The organism is Streptomyces misionensis, assembly GCF_900104815.1.
GTDB lineage: Bacteria > Actinomycetota > Actinomycetes > Streptomycetales > Streptomycetaceae > Streptomyces > Streptomyces misionensis.
Genome location: NZ_FNTD01000004.1, coordinates 6,821,771 through 6,844,172 on the forward strand (window position 1 = coordinate 6,821,771; position 22,402 = coordinate 6,844,172).

General features: G+C 77.1%; 15 protein-coding genes. 4 read left to right on the top strand and 11 right to left on the bottom strand.

What is annotated here, in order from left to right:
- Position 1: 1 nt before the first annotated feature.
- From BLW85_RS32530 to BLW85_RS32540, 3 genes are read right to left on the bottom strand one after another with little or no spacing between them, the layout of a single operon-like run.
- Positions 2–1,582 (bottom strand): FAD-dependent oxidoreductase, encoded by a 1,581-nt coding sequence (locus BLW85_RS32530; RefSeq protein ID WP_074994641.1) that lies wholly within the window; start codon positions 1,580–1,582, stop codon positions 2–4.
- Positions 1,579–2,313 carry a class I SAM-dependent methyltransferase gene (locus BLW85_RS32535; RefSeq protein WP_074994644.1) on the bottom strand — a complete coding sequence of 245 codons (735 nt, stop codon included), beginning with the start codon at positions 2,311–2,313 and terminating at the stop codon, positions 1,579–1,581. The genes BLW85_RS32530 and BLW85_RS32535 overlap by 4 nt, the downstream gene beginning before the upstream one ends.
- A gap of 53 nt (positions 2,314–2,366) precedes the next feature.
- Positions 2,367–3,578, bottom strand: a complete 1,212-nt coding sequence (locus BLW85_RS32540) for a lycopene cyclase family protein (RefSeq protein ID WP_074994646.1) — start codon at positions 3,576–3,578, stop codon at positions 2,367–2,369.
- A gap of 324 nt (positions 3,579–3,902) precedes the next feature.
- Here BLW85_RS32540 and crtI point away from each other — a divergent pair, with 324 nt between their 5' ends.
- The 3 genes from crtI to BLW85_RS32555 are packed head-to-tail and all read left to right on the top strand — an operon-like array spanning position 3,903 to position 7,455.
- A complete protein-coding gene (gene crtI, locus BLW85_RS32545; RefSeq protein WP_074994648.1) occupies positions 3,903–5,444 on the top strand; it encodes a phytoene desaturase family protein in 1,542 nt (513 codons plus the stop codon).
- Positions 5,441–6,457, top strand: coding sequence for a phytoene/squalene synthase family protein (locus BLW85_RS32550; protein WP_070029651.1), 1,017 nt, complete (start codon positions 5,441–5,443; stop codon positions 6,455–6,457). Before crtI ends, BLW85_RS32550 begins: the two co-directional genes overlap by 4 nt.
- The gene (locus tag BLW85_RS32555; RefSeq protein ID WP_074994651.1) at positions 6,454–7,455 is read left to right on the top strand and encodes a DUF5914 domain-containing protein; all 1,002 of its coding nucleotides are present in this window, start codon (positions 6,454–6,456) and stop codon (positions 7,453–7,455) included. Before BLW85_RS32550 ends, BLW85_RS32555 begins: the two co-directional genes overlap by 4 nt.
- A 207-nt stretch (positions 7,456–7,662) precedes the next feature.
- Here the strand turns inward: BLW85_RS32555 and BLW85_RS32560 are convergent, their stop codons facing one another.
- Together BLW85_RS32560 and BLW85_RS32565 are read right to left on the bottom strand one after the other, a co-directional pair.
- Positions 7,663–8,436, bottom strand: coding sequence for a DUF1206 domain-containing protein (locus BLW85_RS32560; protein WP_074994654.1), 774 nt, complete (start codon positions 8,434–8,436; stop codon positions 7,663–7,665).
- Between the two features lie 136 nt (positions 8,437–8,572).
- A complete protein-coding gene (locus BLW85_RS32565) occupies positions 8,573–10,879 on the bottom strand; it encodes a helix-turn-helix domain-containing protein (RefSeq protein ID WP_074994657.1) in 2,307 nt (768 codons plus the stop codon).
- Between the two features lie 305 nt (positions 10,880–11,184).
- On the opposite strand from BLW85_RS32565, the gene BLW85_RS32570 reads away from it, so the two are divergent.
- Positions 11,185–11,913 (top strand): DUF4232 domain-containing protein, encoded by a 729-nt coding sequence (locus BLW85_RS32570; protein ID WP_074994660.1) that lies wholly within the window; start codon positions 11,185–11,187, stop codon positions 11,911–11,913.
- A gap of 167 nt (positions 11,914–12,080) precedes the next feature.
- Here BLW85_RS32570 and BLW85_RS32575 read toward each other — a convergent pair whose 3' ends face one another.
- The 6 genes from BLW85_RS32575 to BLW85_RS32600 form a co-directional block, all read right to left on the bottom strand.
- Entirely contained in the window at positions 12,081–12,758 is a 678-nt protein-coding gene (locus tag BLW85_RS32575) for a hypothetical protein (RefSeq protein ID WP_070029655.1), read from the bottom strand.
- Between the two features lie 93 nt (positions 12,759–12,851).
- Positions 12,852–13,841, bottom strand: coding sequence for an LLM class flavin-dependent oxidoreductase (locus BLW85_RS32580; RefSeq protein ID WP_079172476.1), 990 nt, complete (start codon positions 13,839–13,841; stop codon positions 12,852–12,854).
- A gap of 82 nt (positions 13,842–13,923) precedes the next feature.
- Positions 13,924–15,228, bottom strand: a complete 1,305-nt coding sequence (locus tag BLW85_RS32585) for an MFS transporter (protein ID WP_074994663.1) — start codon at positions 15,226–15,228, stop codon at positions 13,924–13,926.
- Complete coding sequence (locus BLW85_RS32590) at positions 15,225–18,254, bottom strand: condensation domain-containing protein (protein WP_143060479.1); 3,030 nt, start codon at positions 18,252–18,254, stop codon at positions 15,225–15,227. The genes BLW85_RS32585 and BLW85_RS32590 overlap by 4 nt, the downstream gene beginning before the upstream one ends.
- A 2-nt stretch (positions 18,255–18,256) precedes the next feature.
- Complete coding sequence (locus BLW85_RS32595; RefSeq protein WP_074994668.1) at positions 18,257–19,405, bottom strand: MupA/Atu3671 family FMN-dependent luciferase-like monooxygenase; 1,149 nt, start codon at positions 19,403–19,405, stop codon at positions 18,257–18,259.
- A complete protein-coding gene (locus BLW85_RS32600; RefSeq protein WP_074994670.1) occupies positions 19,402–22,389 on the bottom strand; it encodes a type I polyketide synthase in 2,988 nt (995 codons plus the stop codon). The genes BLW85_RS32595 and BLW85_RS32600 overlap by 4 nt, the downstream gene beginning before the upstream one ends.
- Positions 22,390–22,402 lie beyond the last annotated feature (13 nt).

The window sequence follows — 22,402 nt, forward strand, 5'->3', positions numbered from 1 at the left end:
CTCACCCGCCGCCCCCGGCGCGCGCCGCGGCCCACCGCAGCAACGCCGTGCGGCCCCGGTCCGGGACCGTCCACAGGGCGTGGCCGCGCAGCCCCCAGCGGCGCAGCAGGGTGTTGGCGGCGAGGAAACCACTGGTGGCCGCCCGTTCCATGAGCGCCACCGGCAGGCCGGTGCGGACCGTGTCGCCCGCGACGACGAGACCGGGCGTGGGTGTCTCCACGGTGGGCCGGTCGGCGTGACCGCCCACGGGGAAGAGCGGGCAGTCGGCCCGCCACTCGTGACGGGCGTCGACCACCCCGGCCCGGCGCGTCTCCGGATACAGCCGGTTCAGCTGGTCCAGCAGCTCCTTGCGCACGGTCGCCGGGTCGGCGTCCTCGGCCAGGGCGTAGGCGTGCAGCTCGACGACCGAGCCGCCGGTCCCGGCGGTCCAGCGGGCGGCCTCCCCCTCCCAGCCGCTGACCACGCTGACGTTGTCCAGGGGGCCGAAGCCGCTGGTGCCGAGGAAGCCGGGCCGGTCCGGCCGCACCGGCCGGTCCAGCCACAGACGCGCGACCAGGAACGGCGGTGCGGTGCGCAGCCGGGCCACGCGCTCGCGCCACTCGGCGTCGCCGAGCCCGCCGCAGCGGGCCACCAGGGAACGCAGGCCCCCCGGATCGGGGGCGAGCACCACGGCGTCGTACAGCAGCTCCTCACCGCCCGCGGCGGTGACCGTGAAGCCGCCGGCCGGCCGCGGGGAGACGGCCTCCACGGCGGTACCGGTGCGCAGCAGTGCGCCGAGCCCCCGCAGCCGTGTGGCGAGCGGGTCCCACAGCGCCTGCGGGAAAGGCTCCCGGGGCACGTCGAACAACAGGCCCTCGGCCGAGCCGAGGAAGTAGATGTGGAACATCAGCGCCATCTCCGCCGCCGACAGCTGCCGGGGGTCGGCGAAGAAGCTCCGGGAGAACACCTCGAAGGCCAGGTGCCGCGCGGCCGGGGGGAAGCGGATGGCCTCCAGGAAGTCGTACGCGCTGACGTGGTCGAACCGCTCGTACACCTCCGGCACCCGCACGTCGAACAGCGGCAGCGCGGCGCGCGGACGCATCCGGGCCAGCTCGCGCACGCCGAACGAGCCGCTCAGGGCCGCGAACCCGAGCGCGCTCAGCGGCGGGGTGCGCGGCACGTGCCGGAAGCCGTCCTGCCGGCCGCTGCCGTGCCGCAGGGGGTAGTCGGGCAGGCCGGTCAGCCGGTCCAGCGACGGGTCCGTGCGGCGCAGCAGGGCCCGCAGGTTGTAGTACTGCCGGAAGAAGGCGTGGAAGCCGCGGCTCATCGTCACCGCCGTGCCGTCGGCCAGCCGGGTGGGCCACCCCGCGAGCCGTCCGCCCAGCTGGTCCTCGCGCTCGTACACGGTGACGCGCACGCCCCGCTCGGCCAGCGCGGTCGCCGCGGTCAGGCCGGCGACGCCGCCACCGACGACGGCCACGCCCGGCACACCGGACCCCTCGGCGCGCGCGGCGCCGGACGGCGCGGGCAGCGACCGGGCCAGCCGGTCCCGGCCGGGCCGCGGCGCGCGGGCGGATGCGGAGCGGCGGCCCGGAACGTTCATCGCCCCGCCCCCTCGGTACCGGCGCACGGGCGGCGGCCGACGACGGTGTGGGTGATGCCCGTCTGCCAGCCCGGCAGCGGCAGCACCCGCACCCGCTCGAACCCGGCCCGCCGCACCCGCCGGCCCAGTTGCCCGGCCGTGTCGAACGTGGCGACGCTGCGCCACAGATGGCGGTAGAGCGGCCCGTCGCCGAGCAGGGTGGCGACCGGCAGGACGAGCCCGCCGCACACCGCGCTCCACACCGCGCGGTGCGCCGCGCGCCCGCTCAGCGCGTACTCGTGCACCGCCAGCCGGCCGTGCGGCGCGAGCAGCCGGTGGGCGTGCGCGAGGACGGCGTCCGGATCGGCGGTGTTGCGCAGCAGGTAGGCGGCGAAGACCGCGTCGAACGGGCCGTGCACCCCGGCCTCGGCGAGGCGTTCCACCGGGGCGTGCACGAAGCGCACCGGGCGCGGCCAGGACCGGCGGGCGGCGCGCCGCAGCATGCCGGCCGAGGCGTCGACGGCCGTGATGTCCGCGCCCGGCACCGCGGCGGCCAGCGCCGCGGTGGAACCCCCCGTGCCGCAGCCGAGGTCCAGAACACGCAGTCCCGTCCCCGGAGTTCGCAGGCCGAGGCGGCGGGCGGAGCGGCGCAGGTGGGTGTAGTGGCCGGGGTTGGCCGCCAGCAGCAGGTCGTAGTGGTCGGCGGCGCGGTCGAACGCGGCGGCCAGGTCGGCGTCGCGCAGCAGGGGCATGGCGTCTCCGTAGGGGTGTCAGGGGGTGGCCGGGATGGCGTCGCGCGGCGGGGTCATACGGTCTCCGGGCGCGGGGCGCGGCCGTCACGGCGCGGGGCGAACGGCAGCGCGAGGGCCGAGCGCAGCATCGCGGCGGCGGGCACGTGCAGGCCGATGGCCAGGTCCTCCGGCCAGCTGGTGCGGCCGTCCAGGAAGCGCAGCAGCCGGGCGGCGGGCACCCGTGCGAACAGCTCGGTGAAGAAGGCCGGGCCGTCGATCCGGCCGCGGTCGAGGGCGTGCAGCAGCACGGCGTCCATGAACCGGGAGCGGGCCGAGTGCGGACGCGGGGGCAGCGGGCGCCGCCCGGCGTGCAGCGCGGCGGCCACCGCACCGGCTTGGCGCTGCACGGCGCTGAAGGTGTACCCGGTCGCGGGCCGGGTGGCCCCGGCCGCGGCCCCGATCCAGAACACCCGCGCGGCGCTCTGCCGGGGGAAGTCCGCGTCCGTCATCGGGATCGCCCCCTGCTCCCACCCCGTCACCTCGTGCTCGCCGATGCCCAGGGTCCCGGTGACGTACCGCCGCAGCGCGCGGTCGTACGCCGCGGGGCCGAGCGGGCGGCGGGAGAACTCCGTGTACTCGACCAGCGCCTCGCGCGGGCCGGTCGGCAGGACGTAGCCGAACGACAGCCCGTGCGGCGGCTGCGGGGTGCGGAAGTCCATCAGCTCGACGGCGGCGGCGTCGAACACGGGCCGCGGGGTGCGCACGAACCAGCCCCGGAAGTGCTGCACCAGCGTCGTGCGGGCCGGCGGCAGCCGCGGCAGCGGCCGCGAGTCGAACACCCAGCGGGCGCGCGCGGTCACCCGGCCGCCGTCCGGCCGCCGGCCGTGCACCAGCGCGCCGCCCGCCGCGGACTCGATCCGTTCGACCACCGCCTCCACGGTCCGCACCCACGGGCTTCCCGCGAGCCCGCGTCCGGCCAGTTCCTCGAAGGCGGGGGAGGACAGCATCTTGTAGCGCAGCGGCGCGATGGCGCGGTCGAGGGTGCGCCCGTCGCCGGAGCGCACCCGCAGCCGCTGCCAGCACGCGGTCAGCGCCTCGTCGTACGGCCCGGCACCCGCCTCCCAGTAGCACCAGGTGCGGCGCGCCGCCCGGTACGGGCCGGGCGGCGCCGCCAGCAGCACCGCCGTCACCGGGCGCGCCCCGGCGGGCGGCCGGGCCAGCCGCAGGGCGAGCGACAGCCCGGCGGCCCCCGCGCCCACGACGGCGACGTCCGACTCCACGTCCACGGCGGCTCCCTCCACGGGCCCGTTGATCCGGCCAGTCTTCCCGCCCCGGGGCTCCGCCGGGCGCCCGCCGGGTCCCCACCGGGCTCGCACATCCACCGAACGGCGCATCCCACGGGGGCCGCCGCACGGAATGTGTGGCGGAGAAGGAAGAACCACGACCTACGAACGAACGCGAGCACGGCGCGCCCAGCCGGGCTCGCCACCGGCGAGAGGAACCGCGATGCGACGCACCCAGGCGACCGCCCGGCCCCCGGCGGACCCGCCGCCCCGCCCGTACGGCGGCACGGGCCCGGTCCGCGCCCGCGGGGGACCGGGGGCGGGCCGGTGACCAGGACGGTGACGGGACCCACCGACCACGTCGTGGTCGTCGGCGCCGGGCTGGCCGGCCTGTCCGCCGCCCTGCATCTGCTCGGCGCCGGCCGCCGGGTCACCGTGGTCGAACGCGACCCCCGGCCCGGCGGACGGGCCGGCCGCCTGGAACTCGGCGGCTATCTGATCGACACCGGGCCCACCGTGCTGACCATGCCGGAGATCGCCGACGAGGCGTTCGCCGCGGTCGGGACCGCGCTGCGCGACCGCGTCGACCTGATCCCGCTGCGGCCCGCCTACCGGGCGCGCTTCGCCGACGGCGGCTCCCTCGACGTGCACACCGACGCCGAGGCGATGGAGGCCGAGATCGAACGGTTCGCCGGGGGCGCCGACGCCGCCGGTTACCGCCGGCTGCGGCACTGGCTGGGCCTGCTGTACCGGACCGAGCGGGGCCGCTTCCTCGACGCCGACTTCGACTCGCCGCTCCAGCTGCTCACCCCCGACCTGCTGCGGCTCGCCGCGCTCGGCGGCTTCGGCCGCTGGGAGGCGCGCATCGCCCGCCACCTGCGCGACGAACGGCTGCGCCGCGTCTTCTCCTTCCAGGCCCTGTACGCCGGTGTGCCGCCCGAGCGGGCCCTGGCCGCCTACGCGGTCATCGCCTTCATGGACACCGTCGCCGGGGTGTACTTCCCCCGCGGCGGCATGTACGCGCTGCCCCGCGCCATGGCCGGCACCGCGGCGGAGGCGGGCGCGGCGTTCCGCTACGGCGAGCGGGTGACCGGCCTCGAACGCCGCGGCGAGCGGATCACCGCCGTCGTGACCGAGCACACGCGCATCCCCTGCGACGCCGTCGTCCTCACCCCCGACCTGCCGGCCGCCTACCGCCTGCTGGGCCGTGCCCCGCGCCGCCCGGCCCGGCTCACCCACGCCCCGTCGGCCGTCGTGCTGCACGCCGGCTGCGACCGCACCTGGCCCGAACTGGCCCACCACACCCTGTCGTTCGGGCACGCCTGGCGGCGCACCTTCCACGAACTGACCCGTACCGGCGAGCTGATGAGCGACCCGTCCCTGCTGATCACCCGGCCCACCGCGACCGACCCGTCGCTGGCCCCGCCGGGCCGCCACCTGCACTACGTCCTCGCCCCCTGCCCCAACACCGACATCGGCCCCGGACCCGCCGACTGGGCCGCCCTCGCCCCCCGCTACCGCGACGGCCTGCTGCGCGAACTGGACCGCCGGGGCCTGACGGGCATCGCGTCAGCGATCGAGACCGAACGCCTCGTCACCCCCGCGGACTGGAGCGTGCTGGGACACGCGGCGGGCACCCCCTTCTCCGCCGCGCACACCTTCGCGCAGACCGGCCCGTTCCGGCCGCGCAACCTGGTGCGCGGCACCGCCAACGCCGTCCTCGCGGGCTGCGGCACCACCCCCGGCGTGGGCGTACCGCCCGTCCTGCTGTCCGGGAAACTGGCCGCCGCCCGCATCACCGGCCTGCCCCGCCCGCGCCCCGGCGCCCGCAGGCGCGGCACACCGGCGGCCCAGGGAGCGCGACGATGACCGCACGGGAACTGGACGCCGCCGGCATCACCGATCCCCGGCTGCGCGCCGCCTACCACCGCTGCCGGAAACTGAACGCCCGGCACGGCCGCACCTACTTCCTCGCCACCCGGCTCCTGCCGCCCGCCCGGCGCCCCGCCGTGCACGCCCTGTACGGTTTCGCCCGCTGGGCCGACGACATCGTCGACGTACCCGACGGCACCCCCGCCGGCCACGACGGCACCGGCACGGCGCGCCGGGCCGCCGCCCTGGACCGGCTGGCCGACGACCTCGCCCGGGGACTGGCCGGCGGGGACGGCGCCGACCCGGTGATCGTCGCCCTCGCGGACACCAGCCGCCGCTACGCCATCGACCACCGTCACTTCGCCGACTTCCTCACCGCCATGCGCAGCGATCTGACGGTCACCGAATACGCCCACTACGACGAACTGCGCGCCTACATGCACGGCTCGGCCGCCGTGATCGGGCTCCAGATGCTGCCCGTCCTCGGCACCGTGGTGCCCCGTGCGCAGGCCGCGCCCTACGCCGCCGAACTGGGGGTCGCCTTCCAGCTCACCAACTTCCTGCGGGACGTGGGGGAGGACCTCGACCGCGGCCGGATCTATCTGCCCCAGGACCTGCTCGCCGCGCACCGGGTCGACCGCGCGCTGCTGCGGTACTGCCGGGACAGCGGCCGCACCGACCCCCGGGTCACCGCCGCGGTACGGGAGTTCGCGGCCCTCACCCGCGCCGCGTACCGGCGAGCCGCCCCCGGACTGCCGATGCTCGATCCCGTCGCCCGCCCCTGCATCCGCACCGCGTTCGTGCTGTACGGCGGCATCCTGGACGCCGTCGCCGCCGACGGCTGGGCGGTGCTGCACCGCCGTGCCGCCGTGCCCCGCAGGCGCCGCGCGCTCGTCGCCGCCGACGGGCTGCTGCGGGTGACCGCCGCCCGGCTCGCCGACCGGCGCGCGGCGGTCCGTGTCCCCGCCGGGCACTTCCCCCCGTTCCCCCGGCCCGAGGAGGTCCGGTGACGCCTCGTTCCCGGCCCCGGCGCGGACGCCTGCCGGTGCGGCTGCGCCGGACGCCCGTCGCCTGGGAGCGGCAGCGTCCGACCTGGCGCGACGCCCGGCCCGCACTGATCGCCGACGCGCTGAAACGGGCCCAGGCCCGCCCCACCGGCAACTGGTACGTCGTCGGAGCCACCCGCGAGCTGCGCCCGGACCGGCCGCTGGCCCGCACCGTCGCCGGCCGGGAGGTGGTGCTGTGGCGGGACGCGACGGGCCGCCTCGTCGCCGGGCCAGGGGTCTGCCCCCATCTGGGCGCGCCGCTGCGGGACAGCCCGGTGCGCTGCGGCACCCTGGTGTGCCACTGGCACGGACTCGCCCTCGACGGGGGGCCGTTCACCGGCTGGGAGCCCTGGCCGGCCCACGACGACGGCGTGCTGCTGTGGGTACGGCTCGACGACGCCGGTGGCGAGGAACCCACCGGCAGCCCGCCGGTGCCCGAGCGCCCCGGCGCGGACCGCGCGCTGACGGCCGTGTACACCGCGGCCGGCCGCTGCGAGCCGGAGGACGTGGTCGCCAACCGCCTCGACCCGTGGCACGGGGCCTGGTTCCACCCGTACTCCTTCGTGGACCTCACCGTGGTCGGCGTCCCCGGCGCGGACGACGCGTTCACGGTCGACGTGTCCTTCAGGCTCGCCGGACGGCTCGTCGTGCCGGTGCGCGCGGTGTTCACGGCGCCCGGCCCGCGCACCGTCGTCATGCGGATCACCGACGGCGAGGGCGAGGGCTCCGTCGTGGAGACCCACGCGACGCCGCTGGGCACCGACGCCCTGGGCAGGCCGCGCACCGCGGTCGTGGAGGCGGTCGTGGCCACCTCCGAACGGCGCGGGTTCGCGGCGGCACGCCGGGCCGCGGCGCTCGTCGCCCCGGCGGTCCGCCGTACCGCGGGCCGGCTGTGGCGCGACGACCTGGCGTACGCCGAGCGGCGCTGGAGCCTGCGCTCCACGGGACGCTTCCCGGGCTGAGCGCGACTGCCACCCGGCCGGCCCGGCCGCAGCCGGCTCACGGGCGCTGTGGGGCTGACTGCCGCCGGCCGGCGCCCTCGTGGCCACCTGGCGCCCCGAACGCCGCACCCGGTCCGCCGCGCGGGGCCGTCCGGCGGGAGGTCTCCGTGTCCCCCCCCCGTGAGGCCCGCCCGCCGTCGTCCGGCGAGGCCCGTCACGGCCTGCGGGTCACAGCCGGCGCCAGCGTGCGCCGCACCACGAGAAGACACCGAACGCGGTGAGGCCGAGCGCGACGAGGGCGAGCAGCCAGGGGCCGGCCGGCAGGTCGCGGAAGGCGCGCAGCGTGTCGTCCATGCCCTTCGCCTCGCCGGGCCGGTGCCGGACGGCGGCGACGACGGCGAACACCCCCGCCACCGCGAAGACGACACCGCGCGCCGCGCCGCCGACCACGCCGAAGAAGTCCGTGAACCGCTCGGCCCCGCGCGACATGGCGTCGGTCCGCAGGTCCTTGCGGAACTTCTTGCGCACCGCCCGGACCGACATCCACAGACCGGCCACCACCACGGCGGCACCGGCGAGGCCGACGAGCCACTGGCCGCCCGGCCGGCCCAGGACCATGGCGGTGACGTCCCGGGTGCCCCGGTCGGAGGAGCCGCTGCCGCTGCCCCGGTGACCGACCGCGTAGGACAGCACGGAGAAGGACACGAAGCCGTAGAAGACACACCGGGCCGCCGCCGCGATCCGCTTCGACGGCTTGGCACCGCGCGGTCCGGGCCCGCCGAACACCTCCTCCGACAGCCGCCACAGCCCCATGCCGGCGAGCGCCGCCCCGACGACCCAGAGCATCGCCGCCCCGAACGGCCGCCCGGCCAGCTCCTCCAGCGCCCCGCCCCGGTCGGCCTGCCGGTGGTCGTCGGCCAGCGCGATCCGCAGCGCGAGGACGCCGACGAGAACGTAGATGAGCCCGCGGGCGACGAAGCCGGACCGAGCCGCCACGGCCATCGCCGTACCGTCCGCGGCGCCGCGTGCCCGGCTCCGCCCCCGCAGGGCCCATGACTGTGCATCCATACTCCGCCGATGCCCCGGGGACCCCGTTCGACACCTCGGCGTGTCCCCGCCCGAGGACGCCGGGCGGCCCTCAGCCGGCGGTGGCGGCCTCGTCGAGCGCGGCGAGGGCGGCGGCGGCCTCGGCCTGGCGGGGGTTCTTCAGCGCGGTCAGGGCGTCGCGGGCGGCCAGCAGCGTCTGCCGGGCCTCCGGGTGCCCCGTCGCGCCCAGCACCCGGCCCAGGTCGAGCCGGGCCGGTTCGGACCAGGCCGGCATCTGCGCGGCCTCGAACGCCGCGAGGGCCTGACGGAGCGACGGCTCGGCCTCGTGCCAGCGTTCCAGGGCCGCCAGGTCGTTGCCGATCTGCTGCCGGGCCACCGCGTGGTACAGGGCGATCACCCCGTCCGTCCGGCCCGGGATCCCCGCGGCGCAGATCCGCTCGCTGCGGCGGTGGATGTCCAGGGCCTCCGCCGCCCGGCCCGCCTCGCGCAGCAGCGTGCCGAGGGAGTTGAGGATCGTCAGCTCGGCCAGCCGGGACTGCGGGGAGTCCTGCGAGGCCAGGCAGCGGGCCGCCTCGCCCAGCCGCGCCAGGGCCTCCTGCGCCCTGCCCAGCCGGTGGAAGGCGCCCGCGCCGTAGCCGAGCGCCCAGCCCTCCTGGAGCCGGTCCCCGCAGTCGCGGGCCGCGGCGAGCGCGGCGTCGGCGCTCCGCAGCGCGGCGCGGGGATCGGCGACGCACAGGTTGTAGGCCCAGGCGAGGTAGTTGAGGTGGGCCGCCTCCTCCCGCCTGCTGCCCAGCGCCCGGGCGGAGCCGGCGGACAGCCGGAACACCTCCACCCACTGCTCCCAGTGCTGGTTGAGGTCGGAGAACCAGTGCATCGCCTCCGCCGTGTCCAGCACCTGCCGGTGGTGGCCGGTGGCGTGGGCCCGGCGCAGCGCGGCGAGCCACTGGGCCCGTTCGGCCTCCAGCCAGGCCCGCGCCTCGTCCCGGCCGGTGGGCGCGCTGTCCGGGTCCGGGTCGTCGTGCGGGGCGGCCGGGTCGTGCTCGATGTCGAAGTACAGCGCGGCGGCGGTGGCCCGGCGCAGCATCCAGCGCGCGGTCCGGTCGAGCGCGGCGGCGCGGACCTCGGGGCCGTCCTCGGCCGCGACCTGCTCGGCCGCGTAGAGCCTGAGCAGGTCGTGGAAGCGGTACCGCTCGCCGACGGCGTCGCTCTGGAGCAGCCCGGCGTCGGTCAGTTCCTCGGCGCAGCCCACCGCCTCGTCGTAGGACAGGCCGGCCAGGAGCGCGCCGGTCTCCGGGCTGAGGTCCGCGCCCGCGGCCAGCGCCGCCCGGCGCAGGAACACCCGGGCGTCCGGGCCCAGTTGGCGGTACGACAGCGCGAAGGCGGCCCGCACCCGCAGGCTTCCGGCCTGGAGACCGTCCAGCCGCCGGCCCTCGGCGGCGAGGCGGGCGACGAGCTTGCCCAGGCGTTCGTGCGGGCGGCTCAGCAGCCGCTGTCCGGCGATCCGCACGGCCAGCGGCAGGTGTCCGCACAGGTCGGCGAGGTCGCGCGCGGCCTGCGCCTCCGCCTGCACGCGCTCCGGGCCGATGATCCGGGTGAGGAGTTCGACCGCCTCCTCGCGCCGCAGCAGGGCCAGATCGGTGCGGTGGACGGATTCCAGACCCGCCAGGGAATGCCGGCTGGTGACGATGGTCAGCGACGGGCCGGTGCCCGGCAGCAGCGGGCCGACCTGGGCTTCGTCGACGGCGTTGTCCAGCACCAGGAGCAGCCGCCGCTCGCCGGCCACGGACCGCCACAGGCCCGCACGGTCCTCGGTGCCGGCCGGTATCGCCGCGTCGGCGACCCCCGCCGCGCGCAGCAGCCGGGCCAGCGCGTCCCGGGGGGTGGTCGGCTCGGGATCCATGCCGTGCAGGTCCAGGGCGAACCGCCCGTCCGGGAAGTGCGGGGCGAGCAGGTGCGCGGCGTGCACCGCGAACGCGGTCTTGCCGAGGCCGGGCTGTCCGGCGACCACGGTGACACGCGGCCGGTGCGGACCGGTGTCCCGGGCCAGGTCCAGCAGCCGGGCGAGGGCCGGGCCGCGGGCGGTGAAGTCCTGGATGTCGCGCGGCAGGGCCAGCGTGGCGGGGGCGGCCGGGGCGCCGGCCGTCCGGGATCGCGGGCGGCCCAGCGCGGCGGCCCGCTCCAGCTCCGCCGCCTCCTCCTCGGCCAGCCCCAGTGCCTCGGCCAGGATCCGGACCGTACGGCGCTGGGGCCCCCGGGTGCGCCCGCGCTCCATGTCGGCCAGCGCCCTGACGCTCACCCCGGACGCGTGCGCGAGCGCCTCCTGGCTCAGCCCGGCGCGGGCCCGCAGCCGGCGCAGCCGCTGCCCGAAGTCCTCCGCGGAAGGCGTGCCGCCCTGCACCGTCGACGTCCCCCGATCACCCGGCCCGTGCGGATGCGAGCCCCCGGCAGAAGTATGGCGGACCGTACTTCCGCCGGGGGAACCGCCTGGGCCGCGGGGAGCGGAAGTGATCGACTGGAGGCGAGGCGCGGGACGCCCGGACACCGCGAACCCGAGGCGACAAGGCCCCGGCGGACGGACACGGGCGGACCACGTGCGGGCCCGGCAGCGGTACAGACCACCCGCCACCGGGCCACCGGAACCGCGCAGCACCACCAGAACGGCACCGGCCGGCGGCACCGAGCCACGGCCTGGGGGAACCCTCCATGAACATGTCCCGTCACCGCTCCGTCCTGCTCGCCGTCGCGGGCGCGGCCCTCGTCCTGCCCCTCACCGCCTGCCAGGGCGACGGGGACGCCGCGTCGGCGCCCGCGGCCTCCGCCTCGGCGACCGCGCAGGGCTCGGACGGCAACGTCACCGGCACGCCCGGCCCGGCGGGTACGACCGACCCGGCGGGCTCGGCCGGATCGAACGGCTCCGCGGGCTCGAACGCCTCGAACGCCTCGAACGCCTCGAAGGGCTCCACCGGTTCCCCGGGCACGGGCGGTTCGACCGGCCGGCAGTCCTCCGCCGGCAGCCCGGTCTGCGGCGCGCGGGACGTCAAGGTCACCGCCGCCCTCCAGGGTGGGGCGCCCTACACCCACATCGTCCTCACGGCGAGGAACACCTCCGGCCACTCCTGCCGGCTGGCGGGTTTCCCGCACGTCCAGTTCCTGGAGAGCCACAAGCAGGACGCTCCGGCGGTGGCCAAAAGCAAGCCGGCCGCGCCGGTCGTGCTCGCCGCCGGGGAACCGGCCTACGCCCTGGTCAAGCTGTCGGACGGCGGGCGCGAGGAGGACGTCGAGCCGGTGTCGGCGTTCTCGGTGACGCTGGAGGGCGACCCGACGGTCATCGCCGTCGACGCGCCCGGCGGCGAGGGCATCGCCGTCGACGGCGCGAAGGCCCTCACCGGCTACTGGACCAGCGAACTCCGCAACGGCGCGGACGACTTCTGAGACCGGCCGCACGGCGGACACCCGCGGTCGCACCGGCATCGCGGTCCGGGTGAGTGCCGGTGCGACCGCGCCGGCCGGGGCGGGCGGGCCGGGGCCGCGTGCGGACCTCGCGGCTGACGGCACGGCGCCCGGCCGAGCACCGCTCGCCCACCGGCCGGGTGCCCCGCTCACGCGTGGGCGCTGATCACACCGCCGGCGCTGAGCACGATGTACACGCCGTTGGCGTCGAGCCCGACGTCGTGCTGGTTCGTCTGGAGCGTGGCGTCCACCGCGCCGTCGTTGCCGAGGATCTGCGCGCGCCAGCGCAGTTCGCCCGTCTTCGTGACCTTGGCCCTCCAGCCGCCCGCGAGTGCGAAGGTGCCCGGTCCCTGGTGGCCGCCGCCCATCCACGCGTGCAACTGGCCGCCCAGCGTGAGCACGATGAACATGTCGTTGGCGTCCAGCCCGGCGTCCGAGCCGTTCGTCTCCAGCGTGGCCAGCACCGAACCGCCGTGCACGATCCTGGCGACGTAGTGCTGGTCGCCGAGCCGGCGGATCTCGGCCGTGCTGCCGTCGGGCAGCGTCTGGGTGCGGGCCCGGGACGCGGTCTTGGCCGCAGCGGCCGGTGCGCCGCCGCGGTGCGCGGCGTCCGCTCCGGTCCGTACGCCGGCCGTGGCCCTGCCCGCGGCGATGGTCGCGGAGCCGATGGGCGTGGAGCCGCCGCCGGTGGTGACCGAGGCGGCGGCCTGCGGCTGCGGGCCGGACGCGGCGTCCTTGCCCCCGCTCTGGCAGGCGGCCAGCGAGAGGGCTGCCGCGGCGGCGACGGCCACCAGGCCGGCGGAGCGGAAGGTACGGCGAGTGATCATGATCCAAATCCCCCACGGAGTGTCGAGAGGCGTGGTCCCCGGCCGCCCGCTCGTGCGGGCCGCCGGCCGCCCCTGCTGTGTTCTTGCACCCCGTCAGATGACGCCGGACCCCGGGTTGTTCATCGACTTCTGTCCGCGTTCGGTAACAGCCGCGCCGCCGCCGTCCGGGAAGTGGGCGCGCAGGCGGTCCACCGCGTCCAGGTGCGACTCGCGCACGACGTAACGGGTGATCCCCCAGCGGCGCCGGTGCCGCTCCAGCGCGGCGGTGATCTCCCGGGCCGTGCCGACCCACGCGTAGGGCGAGCCGAGCACGTCGGCCGGGGAGCAGTTCAGCTGCCCGGCGATGCGGTGGGCCGCGGCCTCGGCGTCGTCGGTGACCTCCACCATCTGGACCAGGGCCTCGCGCGCCGGGGCGGTGGACCGGCCGGCGGCGCCCTGCTCGATCAGGTCGATCTGGCGGTCGATGTCCTCGGCCTTCCAGCGCGCCTCGTGCGTGTGGCCGTCGGGCAGGGTGCGGCCCAGCCCGCTCAGGCCCACGACGTCCGCGTGCGCCCCCGCCCAGCGCAGCAGCGCGGTGTTGCCGCCCCCGAAGGTGAACGGCACCTCGCTCTGGACCGGGCGCGGCCGGGTGAGCCGGGCCTCGCGGGCCCGCGCGCCGGGGCCGTCGAGCGTGACCGTCTCGCCCGCGAGGAGCGCGCGGCAGGCCTCGGCCACGGCCTGGAAGCGCCGGACGCGCCCCGCCACGTCGGGCCGCTGCCCGCCCAGCATCTCCCACTCGGCCGGGGTGTGGCCCGCGCCCAGGGCCAGGCGCGCGCGTCCGCCGGAGACGAGGTCCAGGGTCGCGACGTCCGACGCCAGGAGCAGCGGCTCGCGGACCCCCGCGTGGGAGACGTAGGAGCCCAGGCCGAGCCGCTCGGTGACCGCCGCCGCGGCGGCCAGCGCCACGAACGGGGAGGCGGCGGTGCCCGGGTGGTCGCCCGCGAGCAGCGCGTCGTACCCCCCTGCCTCCGCGCGCCGGGCCAGCGCGGTCCAGGAGGCGGCGTCTCGCGGCTGGGCCTGTACGGAAACGATCGGTGACTGCATGCAGGGAGGCTAGGGCCGGGCCGGGCCGGGTGGTGGTCGTTGCGCGTGTGGCGAAACCGCTTCGCCCGGCTCGGGCCCGGCGTCAGCCCGCCGTCGCCGCGTCCTCGGCGACCGGTGTCCGCGCCGGGTCGGGCGCGGCGAGGCCGCGCAGCGGGCGGTTCCTGACCACGTAGCAGATGAGCAGCACGTACAGACCGCCGAACAGTCCCAAGGTGGGACGCAGGCCGATGTTCTGGGCGAGCCAGCCCGTGGCGAAGATGCCGACCGGCGCGGCGGCGAAGGCCATGGCCATCACCGCGCCCCAGACCCGGCCCAGCGCCTCCGGCGGGGTGGAGCGCTCCACCACGCCGGTGACCAGGGGATTGACCGGTCCGCTGGCCAGTCCGATGGCGAAGGTGATCACCAGCATGATCCACAGCCCGGGCTCGGCGACCATGGCCAGCCGGGCGGCGCAGATCAGCGCGAAGCAGCCCACGAAGGTGGCCCACCGGTTGGCCAGCAGCCTGCGGCTCGCCGGGGCGTAGGCGAACGAGCCGACGACCGCGCCGATGCCGTTGGCCGCGAGCAGCAGCCCCACCGCCCGCTCGCCGCCCAGCAGTTCACGGCTGTAGACCGGCAGCACCACCGGGGTCAGCGCGTCGTCCAGGAAGTTGGTGCACACCACCACGCTGATGATGGCCGCGAGGACCGGGGTGCGAAGGATGTAGCGCGCGCCCTCGGTGACCTCCCGCAGCAGGCCAGGACGGGCCCCGGCGGGCTCCGCCGCGTCGCCCGGCCCCGCCTTTCGGGCCCGCGGGGCGGGCTTTCCGCCCGGCACCGCCATGATCAGCAGGGCCGACGCGAGGAACGTGCCCGCGTCCACGTAGAGCACGGCGGTCGGGCCGGTCAGGCCCGCCATCAGCGCGGCGAGCGGCGGGCCGATCACGAACGCCACCCGCTGGGCCGAGGCGAACAGCGAGTTGGCGGTCTCCGAGCGCACCTGCCCGCGGGCGGTCACCCGGGGCAGCAGCGCCAGCCGGGCCGCGGCGCCGGGCGCGTCGGCGAGGGTGCGCAGGAACAGCAGCGCCATCAGGGCCGGCAGGGCCAGACCGATGGTGCCGTGCAGCAGCGGCACCGCGGCCATGCACGCCCCGGCGGCCAGGTCGGCGACCACACTGGTGCGCTTCGGGCCGACCCGGTCGGCGATCACGCCCCCGGCGAGCCCGGCCACGATCATGGGCAGCGCGTTGGCGAACCCCGCCGCGCCCGCCTCGGTGGCGCTGGACGAGATCTGCAGCACGTAGAGCGGCACCGCGACCAAGGTCATGGTGTTGCCGATCCAGGACAGGTAGTTCGCCGTCACCAGCGCGGTGAGGGGGCGCCTGTCACGGGTGGTCGTCGATGTCATGCGGAGGGGCTCTTCTTCTCTCGGGTCAGTTCGGCGAGCATGCGGTTCACTTCGTGCAGGGACATGCCCGCCGTCGAGGGCGGTTGGGCGCCGCGCCGTCGGGTCAGCCGGGTGAACTCCTCGGCGGCGCCGGCCGCCGCGGCCCGCACGGCCGCCCCGTCGACGGCGTCCGGGTCGAACTTCCAGGTGAACACCGCTTCCTCGCCGTCGGTTTCGAAGAGGACGGCGACGGCGTGGTAGCGCGTGGCGTCGTCGTTCCCCGATGGCCCGATCTGCTCGCCGACGGTGAACAACCGCCCGTTCTCCGCGCCCGCGAGCAGCGTACCCAGGTAGTTGAAGGACAGCTCGGCCCGTCCCCAGTCGGCGGCCTCGCGGCGCACCTCGGGATCGGCGGACCAGCGCAGCGCCTGGTAGCCCTTGCCGCCGTCCGGTACGGCGTCCAGGGCGCGGCCGACCTGCCGCAGGTGGCGGGCGGGGTCGTCGGCGAAGGGCAGGCGGAGCGGGTGGCTGGTGGCGTGGAAGCCCACGGCACGGGCCGGGTCCCAGCCGTCCGCGAGCGGCAACTCCCGCCCGGGGGCGATGAGATCGAGGACGACGTCCCGGCCGCCGAACCAGGGCCGGGTGGCTCGGGCGACCGCCGTCAGGGCCACGGCCGGCCGGTCCGTGGTGTCGGCGCCCGGCGGCAGCGCCGCACGCACGCGGTACGCCGTCTCGCCGCCGATCCGGTCCGGGCCGCCGGTGCGGCAGCCCAGCGGGGCGGCGCCCGCCAACTGGTCCCGCCAGTACTCGCGTTGCCCGCGCACATCGTGGTCGCGCCAGGCGGCCGCGTACACCGACGGGTGCCGCGCCTCGGGGGCCGGCCGGGCGCCGTGGTAGGCCCGTTCGAGGTCGTCCACCAGGATCTGCCAGGACAGGCCGTCCACGACCAGGTGGTGCGCGGTCAGTACGATCCGGTCGGGCTCGCCGGGGATCAGGGAGGCCGCGAACAGCGGTCCCTCGCGCAGGTCGAAGGCGGCGCGGTGGGCGTCCGCCACCCGGGCCGGATCGGCGCCCGGCGCCTCGACGCGCCACAGCCGGCGGTCCGTGGCGTCCACGTGCCAGCCGGTGTCCGTGCGCCGGAACGCCGAGCACAGCCCGGGATGGGCGGCCGCCACCCGTTTGACGACCACGGCCAGCCACTCGGGGTCCAGCGGCCGGGCGGCGGTGAGCACCAGGCTGTGCGCCCACAGCTCCGGGTGCGGCAGGCCGCCCTCCAGCAGGTCCTCCTGCTCGGGGCCGACCGTGCCCTCCGCCGCCGCGGTACTGCCCTGGAAGGTGTCCGACTCCGGCCGGACCAGGGCCAGTTGGCCGCGCATGGTGGGGGCGCGGAACAGCTGCCGGGCGGTGAGGGCGAACCCGGCCCGGCGCAGCGCGTGGGCCAGCCGGATCGCGGTCAGGGACGTACCGCCGCACTCGAAGAAGTTGTCGTCCGGGCCGGGCTCGGTGCCCAGCACCTCCCGCCAGACCGCGGCGATCCGGCGCAGCTCGCCGGGGTCCACCGGGGCGGGCGCCGCGGGCGCCGCCGCGGCCGTCCGCGCCGGGGCGGGAGCGGGGGCCGCGGCGCGGGCGCGCAGCGGTTCGTCCGGCCGCTCCACGAAGACCCGCACCAGTTCCAGGAGACGCCCCACGAGCCGGTCGACGGTGGCGTCGGTGAACAGCTCGGTGCGGTACTCGAACCGCCCGTACATCCGGTCACCCGCCCGCCACCAGCCGACCGTGATGTCCATCGGCGACACGCCGTCCTCGACCTCGACGCCGTGCACCTCGGCGTCGGGCACCCGGACCACGGTGTCGTCGAAGTCCAGCACGAGGTGCATGGTCTGGAGCAGGGGGTACCGGTCGAGGCTCCGCTCGGGCGACACCGCGTCGACGATCTCGCTGAAGGGCACCTCGCGGTGGTCGGCGACGGCGGCCGAGGCCTGCCGCACCGCGTGCAGGATCTGCTGCGGCGTCGGGTCGGCGGGCAGCCTGGCGCGCAGCGGGACGTTGGTCAGCAGGAACCCGATCAGGTCGTGGGTCTCGGGCCGGCCGCGGGTCGCGCTCGGCAGGCCGACGACGATGTCCCGCGACCCGGTCTCCTCGTGCAGCAGGCCCACGTAGACGGCCAGCAGCGCGTCGGACAGGGTCAGCCGCCGGGCGCGGCACATCGCGAGGAAGGCGGCGCTGAGCCCGTCGTCGAGCCGGAAGTAGTGGTGCTTGCCCTCGTGCCCGCGGCCCTCGGGGGGCGCGTCGTAGGGCAGCGGCAGATGCGCCGGCACGCCCGCCAGGTGGGCGCGCCAGAAGTCGCGGTGCGCCCGGCGGCGTTCACCGGTGAAGAACCGCCGCTGCCAGACGGCGAAGTCGCCGTACTGCACGGGGAGTTCGGGAACCCGCGCGGGACGGTTCTCGCGGGCCGCGCGGTAGTGCTCCAGGAGTTCGCGGTTGAGGCGGACGAACGACCACTGGTCGGTCACCGAGTGGTGCATCGTCTCGATCACCTGGTACTCGTCGTCCGCGCCGCGCACCACGACCACCCGCAGCAGCCCCCCGGCGGCGAGGTCGAACGGCCGTCGCACCAGCGCCCGCACGGTCTCCTCGACGGCGTCCGGTTCGGCCCGCAGGTCGAAGAACTCGACCGGCGTCGCGAACTCCTCGCTCACCCGCAGCACCGGCAGGCCGTCGCGGACCTCCACCCGGGAGCGCAGCAGTTCGTGGCGGCGCACCAGCGCGGTGACGGCCGCCCGGAACGCCTCCTCGTCGAAGGCGCCCTTGAACCGCAGCCCGGTGCTGATGTTGTACGTGTGCCGGCCGGGATCGAGCTGGTCGAGGATCCAGATGCGCTCCTGGTCCAGACCCAGCGGGGAGACGGAGCGGTCGCCGGAGCGCCGGGTGAGTTCCGGCTCGGCGGCCGGGCCCTCCTCCCCGTGCCGCAGTCGGCGCTGGAGGGCCGCCCGCTGCTCGGGCGTCAGCCGGGCCAGCCGGTCGGCGACGGTGCGCGGTCGAGTCACGGTCACTGGCTCCTGTCGGCGTCGGCAGTGGTGGTGGACGGGCCGGCCGGCAGCAGCTCGGCCAGCCGGGGCAGGCCGGCCAGCACGTCCCCGGCCGGCAGCCCGAAGTCGACGAGGCAGCCCACCTCGTCGGCGCCCGCCTCGGCGAGCCGGGCCAGCACCCGGGCGGCCTTGGCCGGCGTGCCCAAGAGCGAGGGCCCCGCCAGGTAGTCCTGGAAGGCGGCCTCCAGCAGGACGGGTTCGTCGCCGCCGCCGGTCTGCGCCCGGTAGGAGGACAGGTAGTCGTGCAGCGCGGGCCGCAGCCTGTCCTCCACGTCGGGCTCCTCGCTGACGTGCGCGTGGGTCATCACCACGACGTCACCGCGGCCGGCGTGCCCGGCGTCCCGCCAGGCGGCCCGGTACCGGGCCACGTTCTCCCGCAGCCGGGGCAGGGTCTGGCCGAGCAGCGCGGTCATCACGCCGTACCCGGCGGTGCCCGCGGCCCGGAAGGTCTCCGGGTGCCCGGCCGCGGTGATCCACACCGGCAGCTCGGGCTGCACCGGGCGCGGCTGGGTGAGCACCCGCGCCGTGCCGCCCGCGGTGCCGGGGAAGGACAGTTCCTCGCCCGCCCACAGCCGCCGCACCTGTTCGACGGTGCGCATCAGCGTCTTCTTGCGCTCGTCGTACGGCTCCCGGGCCAGCACGAAGTCGTCCGGGTGCCAGCCGCTCGCGAAGGAGACGCCCACCCGGCCGCCGGAGATGTTGTCCACCACCGCCCACTCCTCGGCGACGCGGACCGGGTGGTGCAGCGGCGCGGCGACGCTGCCGGCCCGCAGCCGCAGCCGCCGGGTCACGGCCGCCACCGCGGCGGCGAGGACGGAGGGGTTGGGGTGCGAGCCGCCGAAGTCCACGAAGTGCCGCTCGGGGAACCACGCGGCGTGGAACCCCCGCTCGTCGGCGAACTCGCAGGCCCGCAGCATCATCGCGTAGTAGTCGGGGGCCGCGAGCGCGCGGGCCTGCGGGAAGAAGTACAGGCTGAGCCGGACCGGCGGGACCGCGTCCGGCGGCCCGTCGGCGGCCGGGGCCCGCCGGGCGCGTTCGCGCAGCCGCAGCCGCAGGGCCGTGCGCTGCTCGGGGGTCAGCTGTCCGAGCCGTTCGCCGATGTCGCTCACGCCTGTCCCTCCCCTTCGCCCTGACCCTCGATCTCGGCCAGCAGCTCCAGCAGTTCCGCGTCGTCGCGCTCGTCGAGGAGCTCTTCCACCCGCGCCGCGAAGTCGCCGAACGTGGAGTGCTCGTACAGGTCCTGGAGGCGGACCTCGACCAGCAGCTGGTCGTTGACGACGGAGATCAGCTGCGCCGCCTGGAGCGAGGTGCCGCCCAGTTCGAAGAAGTTGTCCCGCGCGCGGATCGCCGGGCCGCCGAACGACTCCTGCCACAGGTCGGCCAGCAGGGACCGCGTCTGCGCGCCCTCGGACGCGTCCCCGGCGCCCGGCTCGTCCTGCCCGGAGCGGGCCGCGACGACCTCGGGGACACCGGGCGAGGCCGTACCCGGCGCGGCCACGTCCCGCGCGGGCGTGCCGTCCGGGCCGGCGGCGGGCCAGTGGCGGGTGTCGGCGAACGCGTAGCCCGGGACCCGGGCCGGGGCGGCCGGCGGGGCGACCAGGTCGTCGGTCGCGCAGCCCGCCGTCCAGGCGGCGCCGAGCGCGGCCAGGTGCACCGTCGCCTCGTCGCGCCGCCCGTCGCCGAGGAGTTCGGCGATGACGGGAGGGTGCTCCGCGCCCCGGATGGCGCGCCGCAGCTGCGAGGCGAACGTCCGCCCCGGACCGGCCTCCAGCACCACGTGCGGCGCCGCGTCGAGCAGCACCTCCACCCCCTCGGCGAAGCGGACGGTGGCGCGCAGCTGACGGCCCCAGTAGGCCGGGTCGGTGGCCTGCGCCGCGTCCAGCGGCGCCCCGGTGACGTTGGACAGCACCACCTCGCGCGGCGCGTGCAGGGCGAGGGTCCCCACCACGTCGGTGAACGCCTCGGCGGCCTCGGCCATGAACCGGGAGTGGAAGGCGTGCGCGGTGGCCAGCCGGCGCACCCGCACCCCCGCGGCGGCGCAGCGGCGTTCCACCTCGGCCAGGTGCTCCGCCGCCCCGCCGAGGACCACGGTGTCGGGCGCGTTCACCGCGCAGACGTCCACCGGCAGCCCCGCCGCCAGCTCCCGCGCCGTGTTCTCCCCGGTCAGCACGGCGGCCATCACACCGGCCGGCGCCCGGCTCATCAGCCGGCCGCGTTCGACCACCGCCCGCGCCCCGTCCGCCTCGGAGAACACGCCCGCCCAGGTGGCGGCGACCAGTTCCCCGACGCTGTGGCCGAGCAGGACCGACGGGGTGACACCGTGCCGCCGCAGCCCGTGCAGCAGCGCGAGCTCCACGCTGAACAGCAGCGGCTGGACGACATCGGTGCGCAGCCAGCGCGGATCGTCGTCCGGCCAGGTCCAGCAGCCCTCCAGGTCCGGCCCGCCGCACGCGCGGACGAGAGCCCGGGTGCCCGCCCACTCCCGGGCGAAGTCCGCGTCGGCCGCGAGCAGTCCGCGCCCGGTACCGGCCAGCGCCACCCCCTGGCCGGGCAGGAGCACGGCCACCGTCGGCTCCGGCACCGCCTTCGTCCGGGCCGACGCCGACTCCAGCGCGTCCGCGAGCGCGGCGCGCGCCGACGCCTCGTCCGCCGCCTCGACCGGGCAGGCCCAGCGGTACGGCAGCCGCCGCCGGCCGTGCCAGAGCGTGCCGAGGACGTCGCCGACGGGCCGGGTGCCCCCGCGCACCGCGGCGGCGAGGCCGGCCGCGGTGCGCTCCAGCGCCTGCGGGCTCGCGGCGGAGAGCACCGCGAGTCCGCGCCCGGGCGGGCTCGCGGGCGGCTTCGGCGGCCCGGCGGCGACCGCCGGTTCGGCGAGGATCACATGGGCGTTGGTGCCGCCCAGCCCGAAGGAGCTGACCGCCGCGTACCGGGTGCGCCCGGCGGGCCAGGGCATCGCCTCGCGCGGCAGGTGGAAGCGGTCCGCGCCCAGCGGCGCGTCCGGGCCGTCCCCGGGCTGTGCGGGGACCGGCGGGATCACCCCGTGCTGGACGGCGAGCACCGCCTTGATCAGACCGACCACGCCCGCCGCGGTGTCCGTGTGCCCGATGCCGGCCTTCACCGCGCCCAGCGCGCACGGCTCCGCCGCGTCGCCGTACGCCTGGGCCAGCGCCGCCAGTTCGACCTGGTCGCCGAGTTCCGTCGCGGTGCCGTGCGTCTCGATGAAGCCGATGTCCGCCGGTTTGCGCCCGGCCACCGCCAGCGCCTCCTCCAGCACCGCCGCCTGGCCGCGGGGACTGGGCGCGACGAGGCTCATCCGGTCGGCGCCGTCGTTGTTGACCGCGCTGCCCAGCAGCACCGCCCGGGCACCGCGCCCGGCCTCCTCGGCCCGGCGCAGCACCACCACCCCGGCACCGCTGGCGGGCACGGTGCCCCGGCTGCCCCGGGTGAAGGGCCGGCAGCGGCCGTCGGGGGAGAGCACGTCGCCCTCCTGGTAGGTGTAGCCCGCGCCCGGCGGCAACTGGACGGTGACCCCGCCCGCGATCGCGAGGTCGCACTCGTAGGTGAGCAGGCTGCGCAGGGCCACGTGGACGGCGACCAGCGAGGTGGAGCAGGCGGTCTGCACGGTGAGGGCCGGCCCGGTGAGGCCCAGCCGGAAGGCGAGCGAGGTCGCCAGGTAGTCCTTGTCGTTGCCGAGGGAGATCTGCTGGCGGCCCGCGGCCCGCACCAGCGTGGGGTCGGCGTCCACATAGCGGTGCCGGTAGCCGCTGTCGCCGCAGCCCAGGAAGACCCCCACCCGGCCCGGGTCGCGCTCGGTGTCGACGCCCGCGTCCTCCAGCGCCTGCCAGGCGACCTCGGTGACGACCCGCTGCTGGGGGTCGGTCACCGCGGCCTGGGTCGGGCTCATGCCGAACAGCTCCGCGTCGAACCGGTCGACGCGGTCGATCCCGCCGACGCCGAGGGTGCCGTCGGCCAGGACACCCGGCAGTGCCACGTGCCCGCGGACCACGTCGGCCCAGAAGGTGTCCGGGTCGGCGGCTCCGGGCACTCGGAGGGCCATTCCGATCACCGCCACCGCGTTGTCGGGTGCGTGCATCTGCGTCCGCCTC

What these genes read in the sequence shown, in the direction of transcription:
- BLW85_RS32570 (WP_074994660.1), top strand. Translation starts at nt 11,185, where the DNA reads ATGAACATGTCCCGTCACCGCTCCGTCCTGCTCGCCGTCGCGGGCGCG.
- BLW85_RS32560 (WP_074994654.1), bottom strand. Translation starts at nt 8,436, where the DNA reads ATGGCCGTGGCGGCTCGGTCCGGCTTCGTCGCCCGCGGGCTCATCTAC.
- BLW85_RS32535 (WP_074994644.1), bottom strand. Translation starts at nt 2,313, where the DNA reads ATGCCCCTGCTGCGCGACGCCGACCTGGCCGCCGCGTTCGACCGCGCC.
- BLW85_RS32575 (WP_070029655.1), bottom strand. Translation starts at nt 12,758, where the DNA reads ATGATCACTCGCCGTACCTTCCGCTCCGCCGGCCTGGTGGCCGTCGCC.
- BLW85_RS32530 (WP_074994641.1), bottom strand. Translation starts at nt 1,582, where the DNA reads ATGAACGTTCCGGGCCGCCGCTCCGCATCCGCCCGCGCGCCGCGGCCC.
- BLW85_RS32580 (WP_079172476.1), bottom strand. Translation starts at nt 13,841, where the DNA reads ATGCAGTCACCGATCGTTTCCGTACAGGCCCAGCCGCGAGACGCCGCC.
- BLW85_RS32550 (WP_070029651.1), top strand. Translation starts at nt 5,441, where the DNA reads ATGACCGCACGGGAACTGGACGCCGCCGGCATCACCGATCCCCGGCTG.
- BLW85_RS32600 (WP_074994670.1), bottom strand. Translation starts at nt 22,389, where the DNA reads ATGCACGCACCCGACAACGCGGTGGCGGTGATCGGAATGGCCCTCCGA.
- BLW85_RS32585 (WP_074994663.1), bottom strand. Translation starts at nt 15,228, where the DNA reads ATGACATCGACGACCACCCGTGACAGGCGCCCCCTCACCGCGCTGGTG.